At 61.0% G+C, this 17,489-nt stretch carries 16 protein-coding genes and 2 pseudogenes; 1 reads left to right on the forward strand and 17 read right to left on the reverse strand.

Features of this window, described 5'->3' with window-relative positions; all coding sequences use genetic code 11:
- A partial coding sequence (locus MU516_RS07675) for an SRPBCC family protein (RefSeq protein WP_260276631.1) occupies positions 1-788 on the forward strand: 788 nt, incomplete at its 5' end.
- A gap of 313 nt (positions 789-1,101) precedes the next feature.
- Here MU516_RS07675 and MU516_RS07680 read toward each other — a convergent pair.
- From MU516_RS07680 to MU516_RS07750, 17 genes and pseudogenes are all read right to left on the reverse strand, one after another.
- A pseudogene (locus MU516_RS07680) lies at positions 1,102-1,776 on the reverse strand (YcbK family protein).
- A gap of 75 nt (positions 1,777-1,851) precedes the next feature.
- Complete coding sequence (locus MU516_RS07685) at positions 1,852-2,139, reverse strand: DUF6127 family protein (RefSeq protein ID WP_260276632.1); 288 nt, start codon at positions 2,137-2,139, stop codon at positions 1,852-1,854.
- On the reverse strand, positions 2,136-2,942 hold the full coding sequence (locus MU516_RS07690; protein WP_260276633.1) for an MbnP family copper-binding protein: 807 nt from the start codon (positions 2,940-2,942) through the stop codon (positions 2,136-2,138). Before MU516_RS07690 ends, MU516_RS07685 begins: the two co-directional genes overlap by 4 nt.
- A 78-nt stretch (positions 2,943-3,020) precedes the next feature.
- Positions 3,021-3,440, reverse strand: coding sequence for a hypothetical protein (locus tag MU516_RS07695; RefSeq protein ID WP_260276634.1), 420 nt, complete (start codon positions 3,438-3,440; stop codon positions 3,021-3,023).
- 206 nt (positions 3,441-3,646) lie between these two features.
- Positions 3,647-3,769 carry a DUF6525 family protein gene (locus tag MU516_RS19435; protein ID WP_425606826.1) on the reverse strand — a complete coding sequence of 41 codons (123 nt, stop codon included), beginning with the start codon at positions 3,767-3,769 and terminating at the stop codon, positions 3,647-3,649.
- Positions 3,770-4,160: 391 nt separating this feature from the next.
- Positions 4,161-8,225 carry a non-ribosomal peptide synthetase gene (locus MU516_RS07700; RefSeq protein ID WP_260276635.1) on the reverse strand — a complete coding sequence of 1,355 codons (4,065 nt, stop codon included), beginning with the start codon at positions 8,223-8,225 and terminating at the stop codon, positions 4,161-4,163.
- 13 nt (positions 8,226-8,238) lie between these two features.
- The gene (locus MU516_RS07705) at positions 8,239-9,540 is read right to left on the reverse strand and encodes an oligosaccharide flippase family protein (RefSeq protein WP_260276636.1); all 1,302 of its coding nucleotides are present in this window, start codon (positions 9,538-9,540) and stop codon (positions 8,239-8,241) included.
- Between the two features lie 460 nt (positions 9,541-10,000).
- The gene (locus MU516_RS19390; protein WP_345780853.1) at positions 10,001-10,234 is read right to left on the reverse strand and encodes a CGNR zinc finger domain-containing protein; all 234 of its coding nucleotides are present in this window, start codon (positions 10,232-10,234) and stop codon (positions 10,001-10,003) included.
- Positions 10,208-10,492, reverse strand: a pseudogene (locus MU516_RS19395) (ABATE domain-containing protein); the annotation flags it as partial. The pseudogene MU516_RS19395 and the gene MU516_RS19390, both read right to left, overlap by 27 nt.
- Before the next feature lie 21 nt (positions 10,493-10,513).
- Complete coding sequence (locus MU516_RS07715) at positions 10,514-11,269, reverse strand: aspartate/glutamate racemase family protein (RefSeq protein WP_260276637.1); 756 nt, start codon at positions 11,267-11,269, stop codon at positions 10,514-10,516.
- A 13-nt stretch (positions 11,270-11,282) separates the two neighbouring features.
- Positions 11,283-12,563, reverse strand: coding sequence for a TRAP transporter large permease (locus MU516_RS07720; RefSeq protein ID WP_260276638.1), 1,281 nt, complete (start codon positions 12,561-12,563; stop codon positions 11,283-11,285).
- The gene (locus tag MU516_RS07725) at positions 12,560-13,099 is read right to left on the reverse strand and encodes a TRAP transporter small permease (protein ID WP_260276639.1); all 540 of its coding nucleotides are present in this window, start codon (positions 13,097-13,099) and stop codon (positions 12,560-12,562) included. Before MU516_RS07725 ends, MU516_RS07720 begins: the two co-directional genes overlap by 4 nt.
- Positions 13,096-13,770, reverse strand: a complete 675-nt coding sequence (locus MU516_RS07730) for a TRAP transporter substrate-binding protein (protein WP_260277004.1) — start codon at positions 13,768-13,770, stop codon at positions 13,096-13,098. The genes MU516_RS07725 and MU516_RS07730 overlap by 4 nt, the downstream gene beginning before the upstream one ends.
- A gap of 782 nt (positions 13,771-14,552) precedes the next feature.
- A complete protein-coding gene (locus MU516_RS07735) occupies positions 14,553-15,482 on the reverse strand; it encodes a cation diffusion facilitator family transporter (protein WP_260276640.1) in 930 nt (309 codons plus the stop codon).
- Positions 15,472-16,242, reverse strand: a complete 771-nt coding sequence (locus tag MU516_RS07740; RefSeq protein WP_260276641.1) for a transglutaminase-like domain-containing protein — start codon at positions 16,240-16,242, stop codon at positions 15,472-15,474. The genes MU516_RS07735 and MU516_RS07740 overlap by 11 nt, the downstream gene beginning before the upstream one ends.
- 88 nt (positions 16,243-16,330) lie before the next feature.
- Positions 16,331-16,933, reverse strand: coding sequence for a cation efflux transmembrane domain-containing protein (locus MU516_RS07745; RefSeq protein ID WP_260276642.1), 603 nt, complete (start codon positions 16,931-16,933; stop codon positions 16,331-16,333).
- A gap of 82 nt (positions 16,934-17,015) precedes the next feature.
- Positions 17,016-17,444, reverse strand: coding sequence for a MerR family transcriptional regulator (locus MU516_RS07750; protein ID WP_260276643.1), 429 nt, complete (start codon positions 17,442-17,444; stop codon positions 17,016-17,018).
- Positions 17,445-17,489 lie beyond the last annotated feature (45 nt).

Raw genomic sequence — 17,489 nt, forward strand, 5'->3', positions numbered from 1 at the left:
CCGCCGACTTCCCTATGCGCCGATGCCCAACCTGCCAAGGCATCGACTACGGCAAGGGCTGCCCGAAATGCGCAAAGCAGCCGCAGGAAGAAGAGGAGCCGCTCCAGAGGACGTTCGGGGAGGATGTCCAGTATCATCCAAGGGCCGACATTCATCCCGGCCGGAAGCCTTCCAGTGGCCAAAGGCTAGATGACGGGACGTCGCCTTACGAAATGGACCCAAGCCCGACATCCCACTCGGCTTTTATTCGAGCCAATTACAAGACATCCTATGCCTTGCAGGCTGGCTCCGAAAGCGCTCGGAAATACCTTAAATTAGAAAAGAAGCTCTTGCACGGGAGGAGAGATCAAGCGAGCACAAGAATCAATTTGAAATTCAATAAGGATTATGTTTGGGCGTGTCTGCTAATGACCGAACACTGGCAGAAATGGGTGAATATTCCACATATAGGAGAGCTTCCCGAAGTGATTGGAGAAGGATTTTCGCAAGGGTGTATGACAATGATGCATGTCACACAAAAAAGCCACCTTCTAGTATATATTCGGGATCCTCCATTTTTTGATCATTTCAGAGACTTTACCATTGAAGAGGTTTCAGAGAGTGAGACTACATTGAAGATGACACGCTTCATTACTGAAAGCAGTTTTAAAGCTATAGCCTTTCGATTGATGAGTAATAAACATTGGGGTTGGTCTGATACGGAGCGCGAAAAAGTAGAGAGCGCATTAACCGCTTCAGCTCGTAAGTTTGATGATCTACTAATTCAACTCAATAAAAAGTACACATAGCCGATTCGTATACTATATGACCATGGCTTCAGCAATTTAGCTGACCCTGACCTACTTTCAATCGATATCCACACCGCCGGGACAGCAATTGAGAATCACTTCGACGTATCGCAGTTGACGGGTGATCGACGCGTCGATTGCTGCGCTTGGCATTCGGAGCGAAGCTCATTAGCAAGGTCTTACTCTGAGGATGGCCGAAGCTTGGTATTCTTGGTCGTTGATTGCAAATCCACTGCCAGGACGTAATTGCGCCGTAGCGCAGCGCCGCCCGCATCCAAGGGGTCGCGACGATCGCGCCGAGCAGGGGTGGCGATCACCGCCGCCCCCGTTTCCAATCGTCCATTCGGGCAAAGATGCTGATCGCGATCCCGCCGAGCGCCACGGCGATGAACACCCAGCGCAGGGTGTCGAGATACGGCACGAGCGGCAGGATCGCGGACTGGGTCTCCGCCAGGACGCTCTGCGCCACCTCGACACCGGCCGCTCCGAGCGTTGCGACGCCCGCAGCACCGCCGCCTTTCAGGGTGCGGCTCTGCGCCAGGACCTCGCGCGCGGGCGGCGTCTCCGCTGCGAATGCCGTCGCCCGGACCGGGAACCGCTCGCCCCACTGCCGCGCGGGCCCGAGATCGATATGCATGAAACCCGAACGCGGGTAGAAACCGAAGCCGAGGAACCCGACCTCGCGTGCCGCGGCCTCGAACGCCACCGGGTCGTGATTCGCCATGGCGATGTCGAAGGCGGCGCCGTCGAGGTGCTTCGAGCCCGTGGCACCGCCGACGGCGCGGTTGTGCTCGGGGCTGCGATAGGCCGAACGGACGATCAGCGGCTTGCCCAGCCGGTCGCGCAGCGCCTGCAGCTTGTCGAGCGCGGGATCGTTGACGAGCAGCTTGCCGGTGCCCCGGCAGGCGATCTCGGCCGGGCTGAAGTTCGGCCAGCGCTAGGCGCTCTCCGGCACGTCGCGCCAATGGCGGTGGAAGGTCGTGTTCATGGTGATCCTCCGAAACGAAAAAAACCCGCCTCGAGGGCGGGTCATTGCGGGCTGATAAATGGGGACGGGGTGCGGCTACGGGCTGCCGCCGAAGATCCTGAGCTTGATGGCGATGCCTGCGAGCAGCGCCAGCATGACGCCGGTCGTGATCGTGCGGACGGCGGTCTGCATCGCGGTGCGGCGTACCAGCCGGATGCAGTCGACGAGCGAACGCAGGTCGCGGATGTCGAGCGCGGCCTCGTCGCCGTCGAGGCCGACATCGGCCAGTGCGCGCTTCGCGCCTTCCTCGGCCGCCCGCGTCAGGATCGCCTCGAACTCGGCGTCGGGCATGTGCACGAAGCCCTCGGATCGGGGTGGTGTCATCGGATCCTCCTTCCTCCGCTCATGCAGCCGGGGCTGGTCTCAGCCGTGTTCTGCGTCAGGTCCGCGCCCCCCACGACGACGGCGGGGTCGATCACCACGGTGCTCTCACCCGGCACGAAATCAGGCAGCGCAACGGCGACACGGTTGGGGTTGGCGCAGGCCTCGGCCGGCGGCGTCGTCGCCTCGGGCGCGGCGCATTGCGTCGATCCGAGATGAAGCATCCAGCCGCGCGGCCCTTGCCCGTGGGTCGCATCCTCGCTGTGGCCCTCGGCAGCCATCGACAGACCTGACGGCGTGGTCGGCGAAAACTCGATCTTCACGAACTTGTAGCCGCCGCGCCAGTTCCAGAACATCGCCGTCAGGTTCAGCGGCGCGGGCGCGGTGGTGGGATCGCCATGGTTCCAGTCGAAGGGGACGCCGACCTCGAACTCGAGGCCGCGATAATCCCCCTCCGGCACGGTGCCGCGCAGCGTGGTGTTCACCTGCGGCGTGCCGTTGGCGCAAGACCCGGTGCTGTCCTCGAAGTCCAGAAGGGCGATGTTCTCGATCTGCCACGCGCCATCTTGGTCGAGCTCGACCGGCACGCGAGTGCCGTCAGCGGCGATCAGGTTGGCCGAGGAGACGAACAGGCGGAAATCGAGGAACTGCACCTCGGTCTCGGCGCTGCCGAGGCCTGTGTAGCTGTCGGTGCAGGCAAAGGGCGCGCCCGCGATCTCGGCGGCAAAGGGGATTTCGACATTCATGTCGGCAAGCGCCGGGCTGGCGACGAGCGCGGCCGTGGCCGCAAGAAGGAAGCGTTTCATGTGAGGGTCATCCAGATTGATCAGATGTCCGCGCACAGGCGGACGGTTTGGCCCGCACGGTGCGGAGCCGGAGTGACGTCAGATCAACTGGATGGACGGCGGACCACGGGCCGGTGGCGCGCGCGGGCCATGACCGGTCAGGACGAGAGTTTCGGGCCAGGCCGCATGGTGGCCGGACCAGACCACAAGGTCAGAAGGGGCAAAACATGCCAGGACAAGCGCCATGCTCTTTGCGATGGTGCAGGCCGGGCAGTCTGCATGGGCCGCGTGATCCTGACCGTCGTCGCCGGAGAGGCAGAGGTCGGCGAGCGACCCGCCGAGGGCGAGATAGGCGGCGATTTGCGGGTCGGACAGGCGCGGGTCGGTCTCGACGGGGCGATGCCCGAAGGCCACGAGCACCAGCGCCAGTGCGCAAAGCACCGACACGGCCCGATTCCAGATCATGACTTGCAACCTTCCCATGGGAGAAGGTTTATCCGTGATCGTTTCGTCGAGCAATTGTGTCATTTCGCCCAGAGTGAAAGAAAAGGGCATCTATTTCGATATCTGCTCGCCTCTCACCGCGGGATGGTCCGGCCCCCAGACCGCCGCCGCATCCCGTGCACGGGGCGGCCTTGCAGCGCGGTCAGTCGTGACAGCGAAAAGCCACGATCACCTGTCTCGGCCAGCGCCTTGTCGAACGCGCGCCGCACCGAGCGCGGCCGCTAGGGTAGCACCGCCGTGGCGAGCCAAGACCTTAGTTCGGCCGGCAGCCGGCAGTGTTCCCGCGATTGCCGCGCATCAGACTTCTTCCGCGGGATCGTCGACCGGGTCGAGCACGAGCACAAGCCGCGTCTCGCCGGTGCCCTCGATGGGCGATAAGTAAGATCGAGATTGTCGCAATCCTAATCTTCTGGATCGTCGTCTTAGGCGCTTTCTTGGGCCACCTTGCCGATCTTGTTCTGCCTGAGATTTTCCATCGCACGGGGCGCTCGGTTCTGCTGTTTTCGGTCAATGTCGCCCCGATCAGCTATATCTTTCTTCCGTGGTCAAGCCGTCGGGTGACAAAGCTCAAGGCACGACTTGCAGGAACCACACGAAACAAATGAAGCTTGCGCTCGCATAGTGCAACTTGCCGATTCGTCGACACTGCTCAACGTGACCGGGCAGTCTGCTTCAGGAACCTTGAATGGCGGTATCCAGGAAAGCTGGACAGCGGCGCCAATCAGTGCGCACAAACTACGGCTCAATGGCAGAGATCTGCTGAAGCCGCACCGCAAGATGATCTATCAGTTCATGCAGATGCGGCTCATAGACCATCGACAAGTGAATTCCGGCAGTTTCGATAATCCTGATCCCTGCGGGCGCAACATCTCGCCAGCCTAGCCCGCTGGCGATCCCTTCGGGTGTGTCCAATGGATTATCGCGACCGACAAACAGCGTCAGTTCGCGCGGATAGGGCGTTGGTTGATATTCTGCAATCGCGAGATCAATGGCGGCCTGATGCGCGCTGACGGTTTGTGGCTGGCTGATCAGCCGCCCCGTCCAGCGATTGCGCGACAGGCTTAGTCGCAATCGATCAAAACGAAAACTCATCTCGCCACGCAGTTTCTGCAGCTTTCCGATCACAATACCCCGGAAATTGCGTCGCAGTTTGCCGAGGGAGGCGCGCAGCCCGGTACGCGTCTTGCGTTGAAGCCTTCCACCCGGTCCTTCGGCGTCCAGAAGATACAGCGCGGCGACATCGCGTCCGGCGGCCAGCAGCTGCTGCGCCAGCTCAAAGGCGATATAGCTGCCCTGAGATACTGCTATCAACTGCACGGGTCCCGTAGGATAATAGCGTTCTATGTTGGCACGATAGATTGCGGCGATCTTCGGCAAGCTGGTGGGGGTCGAGGGGTCCAGCAGATCCAGCGTCAGGCCGATAAGGGGCTGGTTCTGCCCCAGCAGAGCTGCCATCGGTCGGAAATAGACGCCTCGCTCTCCCAGAATATGAACCGCAAACAGAGGTGGCATGCTGCCATGCGGCTGAAAAGGCACAAGACAGTTTACGATATCCTCATCGTCCAATCGCCGAAGCCGCTCCGCGATCTGCCGCGCGCACGGGGCCTCGTAAAGCGTCGCCAGTGACAGGCGCTGACCAAATTGACGTTCAAGCATGCCCATGAGCCGGACCGACAGCAACGAGTTCCCGCCGAGATCGAAGAAGGATCGCTCCGGATCGACATGACGGCGTCCCAGCAGCGCGCCGAAGATCTGCTGGACCCGTGCCGTGGTCTCGTCGACCGGCGCTGCGTCCTCTCCGTCGTCGTCGTCGTTCCTCGCCGGGCGGGGCAACCGATCGACGTCGATCTTGCCCCCAGGGGTCTGCGGAAAATCTTCGACGATGGCAATTTGCGGCACCATGAACGCGGGCAGGTTTTCGCGCAGCGCCTCGGTCACGGCGGCCTCGCTCAAGTCCTGGGCATGCTCGTGCAACTTGACCCAGGCCAGAAGCCTGGCATCCTCGCCGCCCGCAGCGTCCAGCGTGGAGACGGCTGTCGCAATCGCCGGATCGGCTTCAAGCGCGTTCTCGATCGCCGCCAGTTCGATCCGATAACCGCGAAGCTTGATCTGCCGGTCGATGCGGCCGTGATACGCCAGAACTCCCTCCGGCAACCACGACACCTTGTCGCCAGTTCGATAGGCCTGAATCGGCCCTCCGTCCGGCGCTTCCGGCTGGAATGGGTCCGGCGGAAACGCGGATTCAGTCAGCGCGGGCTCGCCCACATAACCCGAGGCGACCGCGGGGCCACCCAGCCACAATTCCGCCCCGACCCCCTCGGGGGCAAGACTTTCATCGGGAGACATCAGATAGGCACGCGCATGCCCTGTCGGCCGGCCGACCGGAACATCGCCCCCCTGGAACGGCGGATCGTCGGCGTCATGGAGGGTGGAAGTGATCGTCGCTTCGGTCGGACCATAGCCATTCAGCCAGCGGATCTCGGGATGAATGCTGCGCCACAGGGCCAGCATGTCGCCAGACACCCGCTCTCCGCCGACGACCATCAGGCGCAGCTTTGGCGAAAGCCGGTCACCCGTCCCGTCCAGATGCGCGACCAGCAAATGCCAGAACACGGTTGGCAGATTGACCACCGTGATGTCATCCTCGTCGAATGCATCCAGCAGATCCGAGATCGACTGCGCCACGATGTCGTCACGCAGCACGAGCCTGGCACCCGACAACAGTGTCGGAAGGATTTCCTCGATCGAGACGTCGAAATTCAGGCTGGCGAATTGCAACACACTGTCATCGCCGGTCAGCGCGAATTCCCGTGTGATCGCCTGAATATGCTGCGACAGCGCTCGGTGCGGGACTTCAACGCCCTTGGGCCTACCCGTCGACCCGGAGGTGAAAATCACATATGCGCGGCGTTCGGGATCGTAGGCACCCCGTGCGGGAGCCGTATCGGATTGTCCTGCAAGGGCCGGATCGTCCAGTTGCAGCACCGGAATCCGTTGTGGACCGAGATGTGCGATCTCGGCCGCGGCCGAAAACAGCGCGACTGCGCCGGATCTATCGATCATGTCCTGCAGAGTCGCGACCGGGTATTTCGGGTCTAGCGGCAGGAATGCGCAATCGGCTTTCAAGGTCGCCAGCATGGCTGCGATGAATTCCGCGCCGCGCGGCAGCGCCAAGCCGACGACATCGCCCTTTCCAACGCCCTGATCTGCAAGCTTCCGGGCAAGATGGTTGGCCCTCGCCTCGAGCATGGCATAGCTGACCTGCCGCGAACTGCCGATCTGGCTGATCGCGATGCGATCGCCCATTCTTGCTGCGACGGTTTCGAACCGGGTCGCGACACCGTCGGGATCATCTGTGGTAGGATGCTGCGGCGTGCCAAGCCGCAGCAATCTCTCCCGCTCCTCGGCGGACAACATGTCGATCTCGGACAGCGGCACATCACCGGCCTCCGACATCGAGCGAAGGGCGTTGCCCAGATAATCGAAGATACGTTCGGCGCCCTCGTCCGTCAGCCGCGCCGGATCGTATTCCAGCCGCAAAAGCATCTCAGGGTCGTCATAGACGGACAGTGACAAGGCGGTCGCCATCTGGCTGTATTCGTCAATCTGTCGGTTTGCCCACTCCTCTCCGAGCGCCCGCATCTGTATCGGTAGAGAGCCTCGGTCGAACATGACGAGGCTGTCGAACAGCATCAGACCGCCCGGCACGTCACACAGTTCTGCGACAAGTGGTAGCGGCATATGTTCATGGTCGCGGACGGCACGCGAATAGCCATGCAGTTCACCAAGCAGGCCATCAAGCGTCTGCCCGGCAACCTGCGCGCGGCAAGGAAGCGTGTTGATCCGGCAACCCACAATATCCGCGCCGCCGGGCACAATATGACGCCCGGACCGGGTTACGCCAAAGATGGCTTCCGCCCGGCCGGTACACCGCGCCAGCACAAGCGCCCAGGCCGCATTGATGAAATCCGCCGTGGTGGCGCCCGCCCGAGCGGCGCGGGCGCGGATCGTGTCTGACAACGCTGCCGGCAGGCGCCGGGTGAACTGGCCCCTGATCTGCGTGTCGGCGATCAAAGCATCTTGCGCCGCTGGGGTGAACACCGGGTCCAGCGCGTTCGGGGTTTCGAATCCTGACAGATGTTCGCGAAAGAACCGTCTTGCAGGGTCATGGTCGATCATCGTCAAAGCGTGGCAGTGATCCGCGAAATCGGGTCCAGCACGTTCCGGCAGCGGCAGCCCGTCACGATGCGCGGCATACAGTTGGAACAGGTCGCGCAGCAGGATCCGATAACCGCCACCGTCCAGCAGCGCATGATGAAACGTGAACACCATGATCGCACTTCCAGACGCAAGCCAGAACAGTCGCACGCGCCAACAAGGTGCCCAGTCGCAGGCGACAGACCGGCGTCGGTCCTCTTCCAGCCAGTTCTGGAACTCGACTTCCTGCGCATCCCTGGTCATATCCGTCCAGTCGATCGCCTGGACATCCGCATCGACATGAGAATGCAGGAACTGTCTGGGCCCCGACGGATCCAGCGGGCTGAGTGACAGGCGCAGTGCCTGGTGACGCGATGCCAGGTCTTGCCATGCCGCCCTTATCGCCGCCTCGTCCAACTGTTCGCCTTCGAAGCGGATCACGATCTGCAGCAGGTTGAGCGCAGGCTTGCCCGACAGGGTGCTTTCGGCCAGGAGCCCGATCTGGGTCGGCGTCAGGGCAAGCGCCTCTGCACCATCCTGGGCTGGATGCGGATCGGACAGGATGGCCGAACTCATGTTGCCCTTCAGAGGATTATCATGCATGGCCGTCTCCTACTCACGGCAGCGCCGCTATCGCATTGGCATGCAACCAAAGGGCAAGCGCAGCGCCGACCGCCGCAACAGCCGCCATGACGGCATCATGCGCGCCATCCCACGCGTCATAGCGGCGGGCCAACCAAGCGATAATCGGATATGAAAGCAGATAGGCGACGGCCTGGCCCAAGATCGCGCCGGTAAGTCCCAGCAACGCAGCGCCGACAGCCACGCAGGCAAGCATCAGCACACCTCGCGCGATACTAACCAAACAGAAGATGCGTGAATCCCCCATTGCCAGAGCGATCTGGTCATAGCTCTGCGTGATAAGCTGCGGCATGAACGCCAGCGCCAGCAGCACAAGGACTGCACCCGCCGCCTCATATCGCGGGTCGTACAACAGATCGACAAGCCAAGTCCCAATCAATGCCAGGAAGAGTCCGATCGCGATAAGTCCGCCACTGAGCAGGAAGCGGAACCTGCGCAGGCGCAAAAAGTTTTCCCGTGATTCCGCAGGCGGAGACTCGCGATAGATCGGAATCATCATTCGTCCGACCAGCGTTCCTCCCAACATCACCGGAACCGCTGCAAGGAAGTATCCGATATTGTATATCCCCAGCATCTCCAGCGACAGGAACTTGCTCAGCACAAGCTTGTCGCCCTGCGACACAGCATAGCCGGCGACAGTGCTGACAAAAATCCAAGCCCCGAACCCGACCAGTTCGTGTACGGCGCTTCGGTCTATCCGAAATCGGTTCGGCTCGCCTGGAAGCCCCCGCATCATCAGCGTCAGCCTGATCGCCGAGGCGAAAATCTGTCCGACGACCAGTGCCCAGACGGATCTGGTCAGCACCGCCAGCGCCACCATCACGATGATGCCGCAGAACTGGCTGAACAGTTCGAATGCCGTAATACGGCCTAGAAGCAGGTGACGTGTTGCTGAATCGACGCGTGTAGGTTCCAGGCCGCCGATGAGCAGGACGGTCGCCGTGACAGGAACGAGCTGAGCCAGTTGCGGAATGTCATAGAAATTCGCCATGGGAACTGCCAGAACACATGCAAGCACCCACAGGATTGCGCCGCGGATCAGATCCAGCGACCAGGCCGTGTCGAGAAACAGTTGATCGTCGCCGCGGGGACTGCGCAGGATCGATTGACCTATTCCGATGTCCGAAAACAATTTCAGGCCCATGATCAGCAATGTGATCAGGGTCATCAGCCCGAAGGCTTCCGGTACAAGAAGTCGCGTCAATACTAGGTTGCTGGCCAGACGAAGAAACTGGGCTCCGCCGAAGCCCAACACGGTCGCAAGCGATCCACGCATTACACGCGCAGCAAGTCCGCCTCCGACAAACCGTCTTGCCGCCAACACCTGTGAAAACCCCTCAAAACTCTTCAACCGCAACTACCACAATGCAAGTCATGACCTGCAATCAAAAGGGTTACACTATGTTGGCAGGATATATTCGTGTCAAGCGTGAGGCGTTTTCCCCGTTCTTGACGCTATTGATCAACGCATGCGCTTCGTGCTCGTAGCCCTCAAAAAATCTTTCCGCGATCGAAGTCCGGTCACGGGTCTGGGGCTGATCCATCATTCCGACTGCCGATAGACGAGTAACGGTTGATAGCATCGCAGCGATTTTGGTTCTCCGCGGCCTGCCGATCGAAGTCCTGCATCATGAGCCGGCGGCGCGGTATCGCCCTGAAGCTTGGTACTGCGTAGTTGCCTACTCAAATCGCCACCGGACGTGGCTGAGCGCTCAAGCGTGCGGCGAACGCATGCCTTAGATTGACAGCGAGCATTTCAAGCTCATTCGGCTGATCCCGAGGTTCTTCCGCCGATGGGCATTGAAGCGCGCCTTCTTCTGAAGATTGCCGCAAGTGTTCATGTCACACCACCTGCTGTTGCGACTCTGGCTGGTATCGAAGAAGGCGGCCTGGCAGGTCGGCGACGCACACAAGGCCAGCTTTCCGTCGCGCTCGCCTGCGATGATGTTAATCGCGTCGCCGGCGATCACACTGAGGGCATCCTCCACCGAAGCCGAGCTGAGCCACCACCGGTGCTCAGCTGCGGATGTCAGTGTAGCGGCCGCACGACCTTCAATGCTGCACTCATTGATGAGTTTGACGGCAGACGCAGGCAAAGCGTTCTGGGTCGCGGCTACTGTCGCGGCGGCGTGGATCGCTTCCCTCAATTCCCTAGCGCGCTCCAGTTGGGCGGTGGTGCAGGACTCAAAGGCAAGACCATAAATCGCCAGCGGTAGCGGTGCCGCAGCGCGCCATCTAGCTTTGTCTTGTCAACTCGTTGCACACCGATGAGCAATGTAGTCCGCAAGAACTGGCGCCAAGCCGATGGAGGATTTCGGATCGGGGCGCCGGAACGTGCCGGCCCGTGGTGGCGCCGGACGCAGAGAGGCGAGCGCCTCGGCTTGCTTCATTGCGGCCTCGGCGCAATCGACGACTGGGACTGGCAACCTCTCGCGGACGTGTTGCGCCAGCCCAGCCAGCGGGGCGCCTGCCAGAACGATCACATCCGCCTCGCCTTCTGTGATCGCCCGGTTCGACAACACCACCAACATCTCAGCCTTGTCGCCCTGGACGGTCGCGATGTCATCGAAGGCTTCGTCAAGCATGAAGATACCGGCCGACCGATCCTGCAATCCGTGCCATTCCAGACATTCCCGATACCAGGGCCCCAAGGCAGTCGAGAAGGTGACAATTGCAAAACGCTTGCCCAGCATGCACGCCGTCAACATCCCGGCCTCTGCCAGGCCGACGACCGGAAGATCGAACAGTTCGCGCGCCGCGCCAAGGCCGGGATCACCGAACGCCGCGACGATCGCCGCGTCGTATTCCGGGCCACGTTCGGCAAGGATCTCAAGCAGCTCCACGCCGGCAAGCAGGGCTTCGCTTCGGGTCGAGATATAGGGGACACCGCGCGCGGCGGTGATTTCCTCGAGAACGGTGGATTCCGATGCCACGCCTCGGGCCGCATTCGACAGAAGCGTCGTCAACGACGTCGAGGTGTTCGGATTGATCAGGAGAATTCTCATTGGATCTTTTCTTTCAATAGCCAAGGATGCGCGGCAACCACGTCACCAGTCCGGGAACGAGAAGGCACATCAGCAACACGACGTATTGGACCGCGACAAACGGCCAGATATTGCGGATCATCGAAGCCATGCTGACCTTCGTGATCCCGCACATTACGAAAAGCACCACGCCGACGGGTGGCGTCATCATTCCCGCAACCAGATTGAGAACGAAGAGAAGGCCGAACAACAGCGGGTCGATCCCGTAGGCAACCGCGATCGGCGCCAAGATCGGCACCAGCATGATGTAGGCGGCATTGCTTTCGATGAACATTCCCACGACGATAAGCAGGATCATCACAAGGACCAGGAACATCATCGGGCTTGCCGTCAGGCCCTGAAGAAAATCGGCTGCAGCCGCGGGCACCATGTCAACCGTCATCAAGAAGGTCAGACCTGCCGCGAAGGCGATGAGGGCCGCGACCATCGCGGAACCGACCGCAGCCCGAAACAGCGACGAAGGCAGATCCGAGAGTCGTAGCTTTCCGGTCAGAAAGAAACCCACCAGCATTGCATAGATAACCGCGATGGCCGCGCCTTCGGTCGGCGTGAAGACGCCGCCCACGATGCCGCCGATTACGACAACAGGCATCATCAGCACCGGCAATGCCCGCCAGGTCTCGCGCAGCAGATGACGGAAGCTGAACGGCCGACCGGTCAGCGGATAGCCTCGGCGCCAAGAGATGAAGGACGACAGCACGACAAAGCCGATCGTCAGCAGCATACCCGGCACGACGCCCGCCATGAACAGGCCCCCGACTGAAACGGAGGAGCCGGCCATGAGCGCATAGACGATCATCGCGTTCGATGGGGGGATGATGGCACCCAGATTGGCTGCAGACGCGATTACTGCACTGGAGAAGCCGTCATCGTAATTGCGCCGCATCGCCGGCACCAACGCCGAGCCCAAGGCCGAGGCGGACGCAACCGCCGCACCCGAGACTGCGGCCAACATCATCCCGGCCACGATGCCCATATGCGCAACGCCGCCGTGAAGGCGGCCAACAACCGCGTTCGAGAATTCGACCAGCCGCTGCATGATGCCGGCCTTGACCATGAGTTCGCCTGCCAGCATGAACAGAGGAATGGCCATCAGCGGAAAGCTGTTGACCGCGTGCATCATACGCTGTGGTAGAACGGTCATCGGAATGTCGCCCGCCATCAGCCCGGCCACAGAGCCCAGGCCAAGTGCGAAGGCTAACGGCGTGCCAAGCAGGGCGAGACCGAAAAAGACCAGAACAGCAATTAATGTCATGCGACGGTCTCCTCGACCTCGGCCAGCGTGTTGTCGATCATGGCATCATCACCAAAGACGACCAGCAGAAGGCAGTTCAGCAAGCCATGTCCCGCAGCGATGGCGACGGGCACATAATAGGCGGCCACCGTGACGGGCATAGTTGGCAATCTATCGCTCCAGGAACCGATGATCGCGGCGATTGCGTAGAACAGCAGCAGTGCCATCAGCACCGCCCCAAACATCGACGTAATCCTTAGAAGCCGAACTCGCGCGGCAGCACCAAGCTTCACGACGATCACGTCGATCCCAACATGGACGCCGGTGCGAATGCCATGTGGAATGGCCAGGAACATCGCCCAGACGAAGGCCAGTCTCGCCAGTTCCTCGGACCAGTCGATTCCTGCCGAGAAGAGGTAGCGCAGGACCACCTGGGCCACGACGGTCACCGCCATGACCGCCATGGACAGAACGATCACCCACCAGGACACGCGGTCCAGCACGCCGATGGAAGCCGCGACGCGCCGAAGCGCCGCGGCCTGATTGTCCCCGATCATTTCGCGGCATCCTCGAGCACGCGATCAATGAGCGCAGGGTCGACACGCTGACGCAGTTCCTCGATGACCGGCACAGACGCCTCTTGCATCTGGGCGCGCGCCTCGTCCGTGATCTCGGTGAATTCCATGCCGGCGGCGATCAGGGCCTCGCGCGCGGCCTCGTCCTCGGCCCGCGCCGTCTCGCGCTGCCATGCGACCGCATCGGCAGCGGCCTCGCGCACGATTTGCTGCTGCTCTTCCGAAAGGGCATCGAACTGGTCACGATTGACGACTAGCGCTATGAAATCGAAGAAATGGTTCGTGTCCGAGACATATTTCTGCACCTCGTTGAAATTTCTGGATTTGATGACCGAGTATGGATTTTCCTGCCCATCCAACACGCCCTGCTGCAAGGCAGAATAGACCTCTGCGATACCCATCGAGACAGGATTCGCGCCAAGTGCGCGGAAGGTCGAGATATGCGTCTCGTTGGGTTGAAGACGGATCTTCAAGCCTTTCAGGTCCTCCACGGTGCCGATCGGTCGGACACTGTTCGTGACATTGCGTGATCCAAGTTCCATCCAGCCAAGCGGCAGGAACCCTTCATCGGCAAGCCGATCATTCAAGTCGTCGCCCACGTCACCGTCGATGACGCGAAAGGCGGTTTCTCGGTCAGGATAGACAAAGGGTATGGCAGCTCAACTCCCGCGCATTCATCCATTTGTGGAAGATCTGCAGTGTTGGGGTAAATCAATTACTCAACACGGTTCACTTCGTTTGCTCCGTAGATCTGACGTTTACGCTTCTCGACACCGGCGCAATTTTCGCGCGACTGTCGATCTCTCGGCCACGTCAGCGCGAGTCTTGGCATTACGCCAGCACCGGTATCTCGCATGAAGGTTGATCTCGCGATGCTTCGCGACCGCTGATCACCGCACAGTCTTTGACCAGCTTAGACGGGTTATGGGAGCCAGTGATCGCCCGCGGATCCCTCAGTAACCGCCTGCCCGGTAAATGACCTCGTCTCTGACGCGCGGTGGAAACGGCACGTCCAGGTTCGCGCCAGTACATTCTACTGTTGTTGCCCTTGAGGTCTGAAGGAGACGAGACCGAATCCTTGCCAGATCCCGCTGCACTATCTGCGGTAAGCGTGCGAACGACCTGACGGCATATGTCCCCGGAACCGAAAGCAGCATGTCGGCCGAAGAATCCAAGCGGCGCGCGCTCGCGCTTCCGACCTTCAAGGCATGACATTGAGGGCATATAGGGGCGTCAGGCGTGGGCTACATTCTGTGTCACATTTTGCGACACGACGATGCGCTATGCTCAACGATTGCTGGTGTTGGAATTTTGTTCTGGCGGAGGGGATGGGCCTGACGTCCAACCTTCTCCACTAAGCTGACACTGTTTGCCTTGCGCTTAAGTGTATGAAAGTGAACAATAATATTGTTCTCCTGCCAATTCGTCCTCCTGATCATTCACGGCCATTACCACCGTGACCGTAGAGGTTGGCGTTGGTGTGGGCGTTCCTTTCATTCTCGAATTCGAGGCTGGAATGAGCGATGCCGAAGCGCTCGCTCAGTCGTGCTTTGATATCGCCCTTGATGGCCTCCATCCTCACCCATCCATCTTCGGCGACGACCACGTGGCAATCGAGCGCCGACTCGTGTTCCTGCATCTGCCATAGGTGCACGTGGTGGACATCCGTAACGCCATCCACGTCCCGGATCGCGGCGATCACGGTCAAATTGTCGATATCCGGCGGGCTGCCCAGCATCAATGTCCGGATCGGGCCGCCAATCTCGGTCAGCGCGAGATACAGTATGTATAGCGCGATGCCGATGGTGATTGCGGGATCGACCCAGCGCAGGTCGTAGAGAATGATCAGCGTGCCGCCGACGATTACGGCGACCGAGGCGAGCGCATCCGAGAGGTTGTGCAGGAAGAGCGCACGGATGTTCACGCTGCCCTTCTGCATTGACCAGGTGAGCGACGCAGTCAGAGTGTCGACCACGAGCGCCACGCCGCCGAGGATCACGACGGTCCAACCCTGCACCTCGGGTGGATCGATCATGCGCATACCGCCCTCGTAGATGAGGTAAACGCCGACGAGGATGAGTGTCGTGTAGTTGATCAGCGCCACGACGATCTCGATCCGGCCGTATCCGAAGGTCATGCGTTCGTCGGCGGGCCGCCGCGCAATCTTGCGCGCCGCGAAGGCGATCACCAGCGACGCCATGTCTGAGAAGTTGTGCAGCGCGTCCGCGATCAGCGCGAGGCTGCCTGACAGGATACCGCCGAAGACCTGCGCGACGGTCAGAAGGGCGTTCGCCCAGATGGCGATGGACACGCGCCGGTCACCGGATGCGGGATCGATGTGAGCATGGCCGTGATCATGCGGCACGGTGCGTCTCCTCATGAAGATGGTTCGGGCGAGTGAGGCCGGGGATTTGCGGCACCTTGCCCCGCCTAATTGCGCGCACGCGTCTGTTCATCCAGTGGCGGATGACGTGGCGATAGAGCCAGTCGCGCAAGGCGCCGAAGTCCTGGCGATGCCCCCGGTAGAATTCGTCTGGTATAGCGTATGTTCCGAGATCGCGGGCGATGCCGGTCTTCTGGATGTAAGTGTCGTCGCCGGTCCACTCGACCGGTGGGCCGCTCAAGCAGTCGGTGCTGGCCCCGTAGCCGCAAAGGCTTTCCATCTCGATGAACGCCCGTTGCAGCGATTTCAGAAAGGGCGTGTCCAGGATGAACCCTTCGAGATTGATCCATCCATTCTCGGTCTCGACCTCTACCCAAGAGTGGAGGATTTCCGCGGGGGCCAGCGGATAAACCCACTCGGGCACGACACCGCGCTGGAGCGCCTTGTGGATGGTGAAGCCATGCAGGCGACACCGAATGCCAAGGCCACGTAGCAACGCCATGAGCAGCGTGCCCTTGGTGTTGCACTGGCCGTAGCCGTCCGACAGCACTTCTGAGGCCGGGATGTCGTCGGCACGATTGTAGCCGAAAGCGATCTCGTTTCGGACGAAATCATAGGCGGCACCGATCCGGTCATGCTCGCCAAAAGCCTGCCAGCCGCGGCCCGCGACCAGATCCGCAATAGGAGCGGCTTCGAAATCCAGCAGCCGCGTGGCTGTCAGCAAGGGGTCAACGGCGGGCAAGATGCATCTCCTCGAGCCTGGCGAGGATCTACATAGATGCTCCAGCGACTGTAGCTTCAAGTCCCTTTTCTCAGAAGGCGATCAATCGCTACCGGTCGTCGGCATGAACGGCTTTGTGGTGTTCGCCGTGTGCATCGCGCAGGATGTCGATACCGCCCCACGCCGCGATCCCGGCCACGACCACACCCACGACTAGGTCCGGCCAGTTCGTTCCCAGCCAGGCGACGAGACCGCCAGCCACGACGATCCCGAGGTTCGCGGCGAAGTCGTTCCAGCTGAAGGTGTTCGCCGCGCGGATGTTGACGTCCGGTTCGCGGAGTCGGGCGAGCAACCAGACGCAGACCGCGTTGATCGCCGCGGCGATCAGGGCCATGGTGATCATGATCGTCCCGAGCGGATCCGACCCGCCGACATAGCGCCGCCACGCATCATAGAGGATGCCGGCGGCGAACAGGATCAACAGCCAGCCGGAGACGTTCGCCGCGCCGCGTTTCCACTTGCCGGACCGGGACAGCGCAAACAGGCTGATGGCGTAGACGAAGCTGTCGGAAAGGTTGTCGAGGCCGTTGGCGATCAAGGCGCTGGAATCGCCGAACGCACCGGTTGCAAAAAAAGCCACGGCCAGACCGATATTGAGCGCCAGAACGATCCAGAGCGTGCGTCTCTCTTTTGAATCTTGTTCTGCGGCCATTTCTCGTTTTCGGCTCGTGGTTTACGATCGAAGAACTCCTGCGGCTGGTCTAAGTTCCTGCCGCGACATTGGCATGGTCCAATCAGGCCCCGATCTCGTCGTGCTCGGTCAGACATTCAGAATGGTCCCGCAACACCTCCAGCACCCGGCAATCCGCCGTCCGCCCGCCGCTGCACTCGTGGACCATCCGTTTCAGTTCGGTGCGCAGTGCCTTCAAGCGGGCCATGCGTTGCTCCACCTGTTTGAGTTGGCGACGCGCAATCGCATCGGCCTCGTCGCAGGGTCGATTGGGATGGTCGCTGAGGTCGAGCAGTTCGCGGATCGCATCCAGCGAGAAGCCGAGTTGCCGCGAGTGGCGGATGAAGGACAGGCGATCGAGCTGTGAACTGTCGTAGCGCCTCTGTCCGCCCTCGGTCCGGCCAGGTTCGGGCATGAGCCCGATCTGCTCGTAGTACCGGATGGTCTGCACCTTCGTGCCGGTCTTCTTTGACAGAGTGCCGATCGTGAGCATTCTCCCCTCCAGGGAAAGTATACAGTCGTTGTAGGTTTTGCCGCG

It is taken from the genome of Paracoccus maritimus (genome assembly GCF_025195095.1).
Classification (GTDB): Bacteria; Pseudomonadota; Alphaproteobacteria; order Rhodobacterales; family Rhodobacteraceae; genus Paracoccus; species Paracoccus maritimus.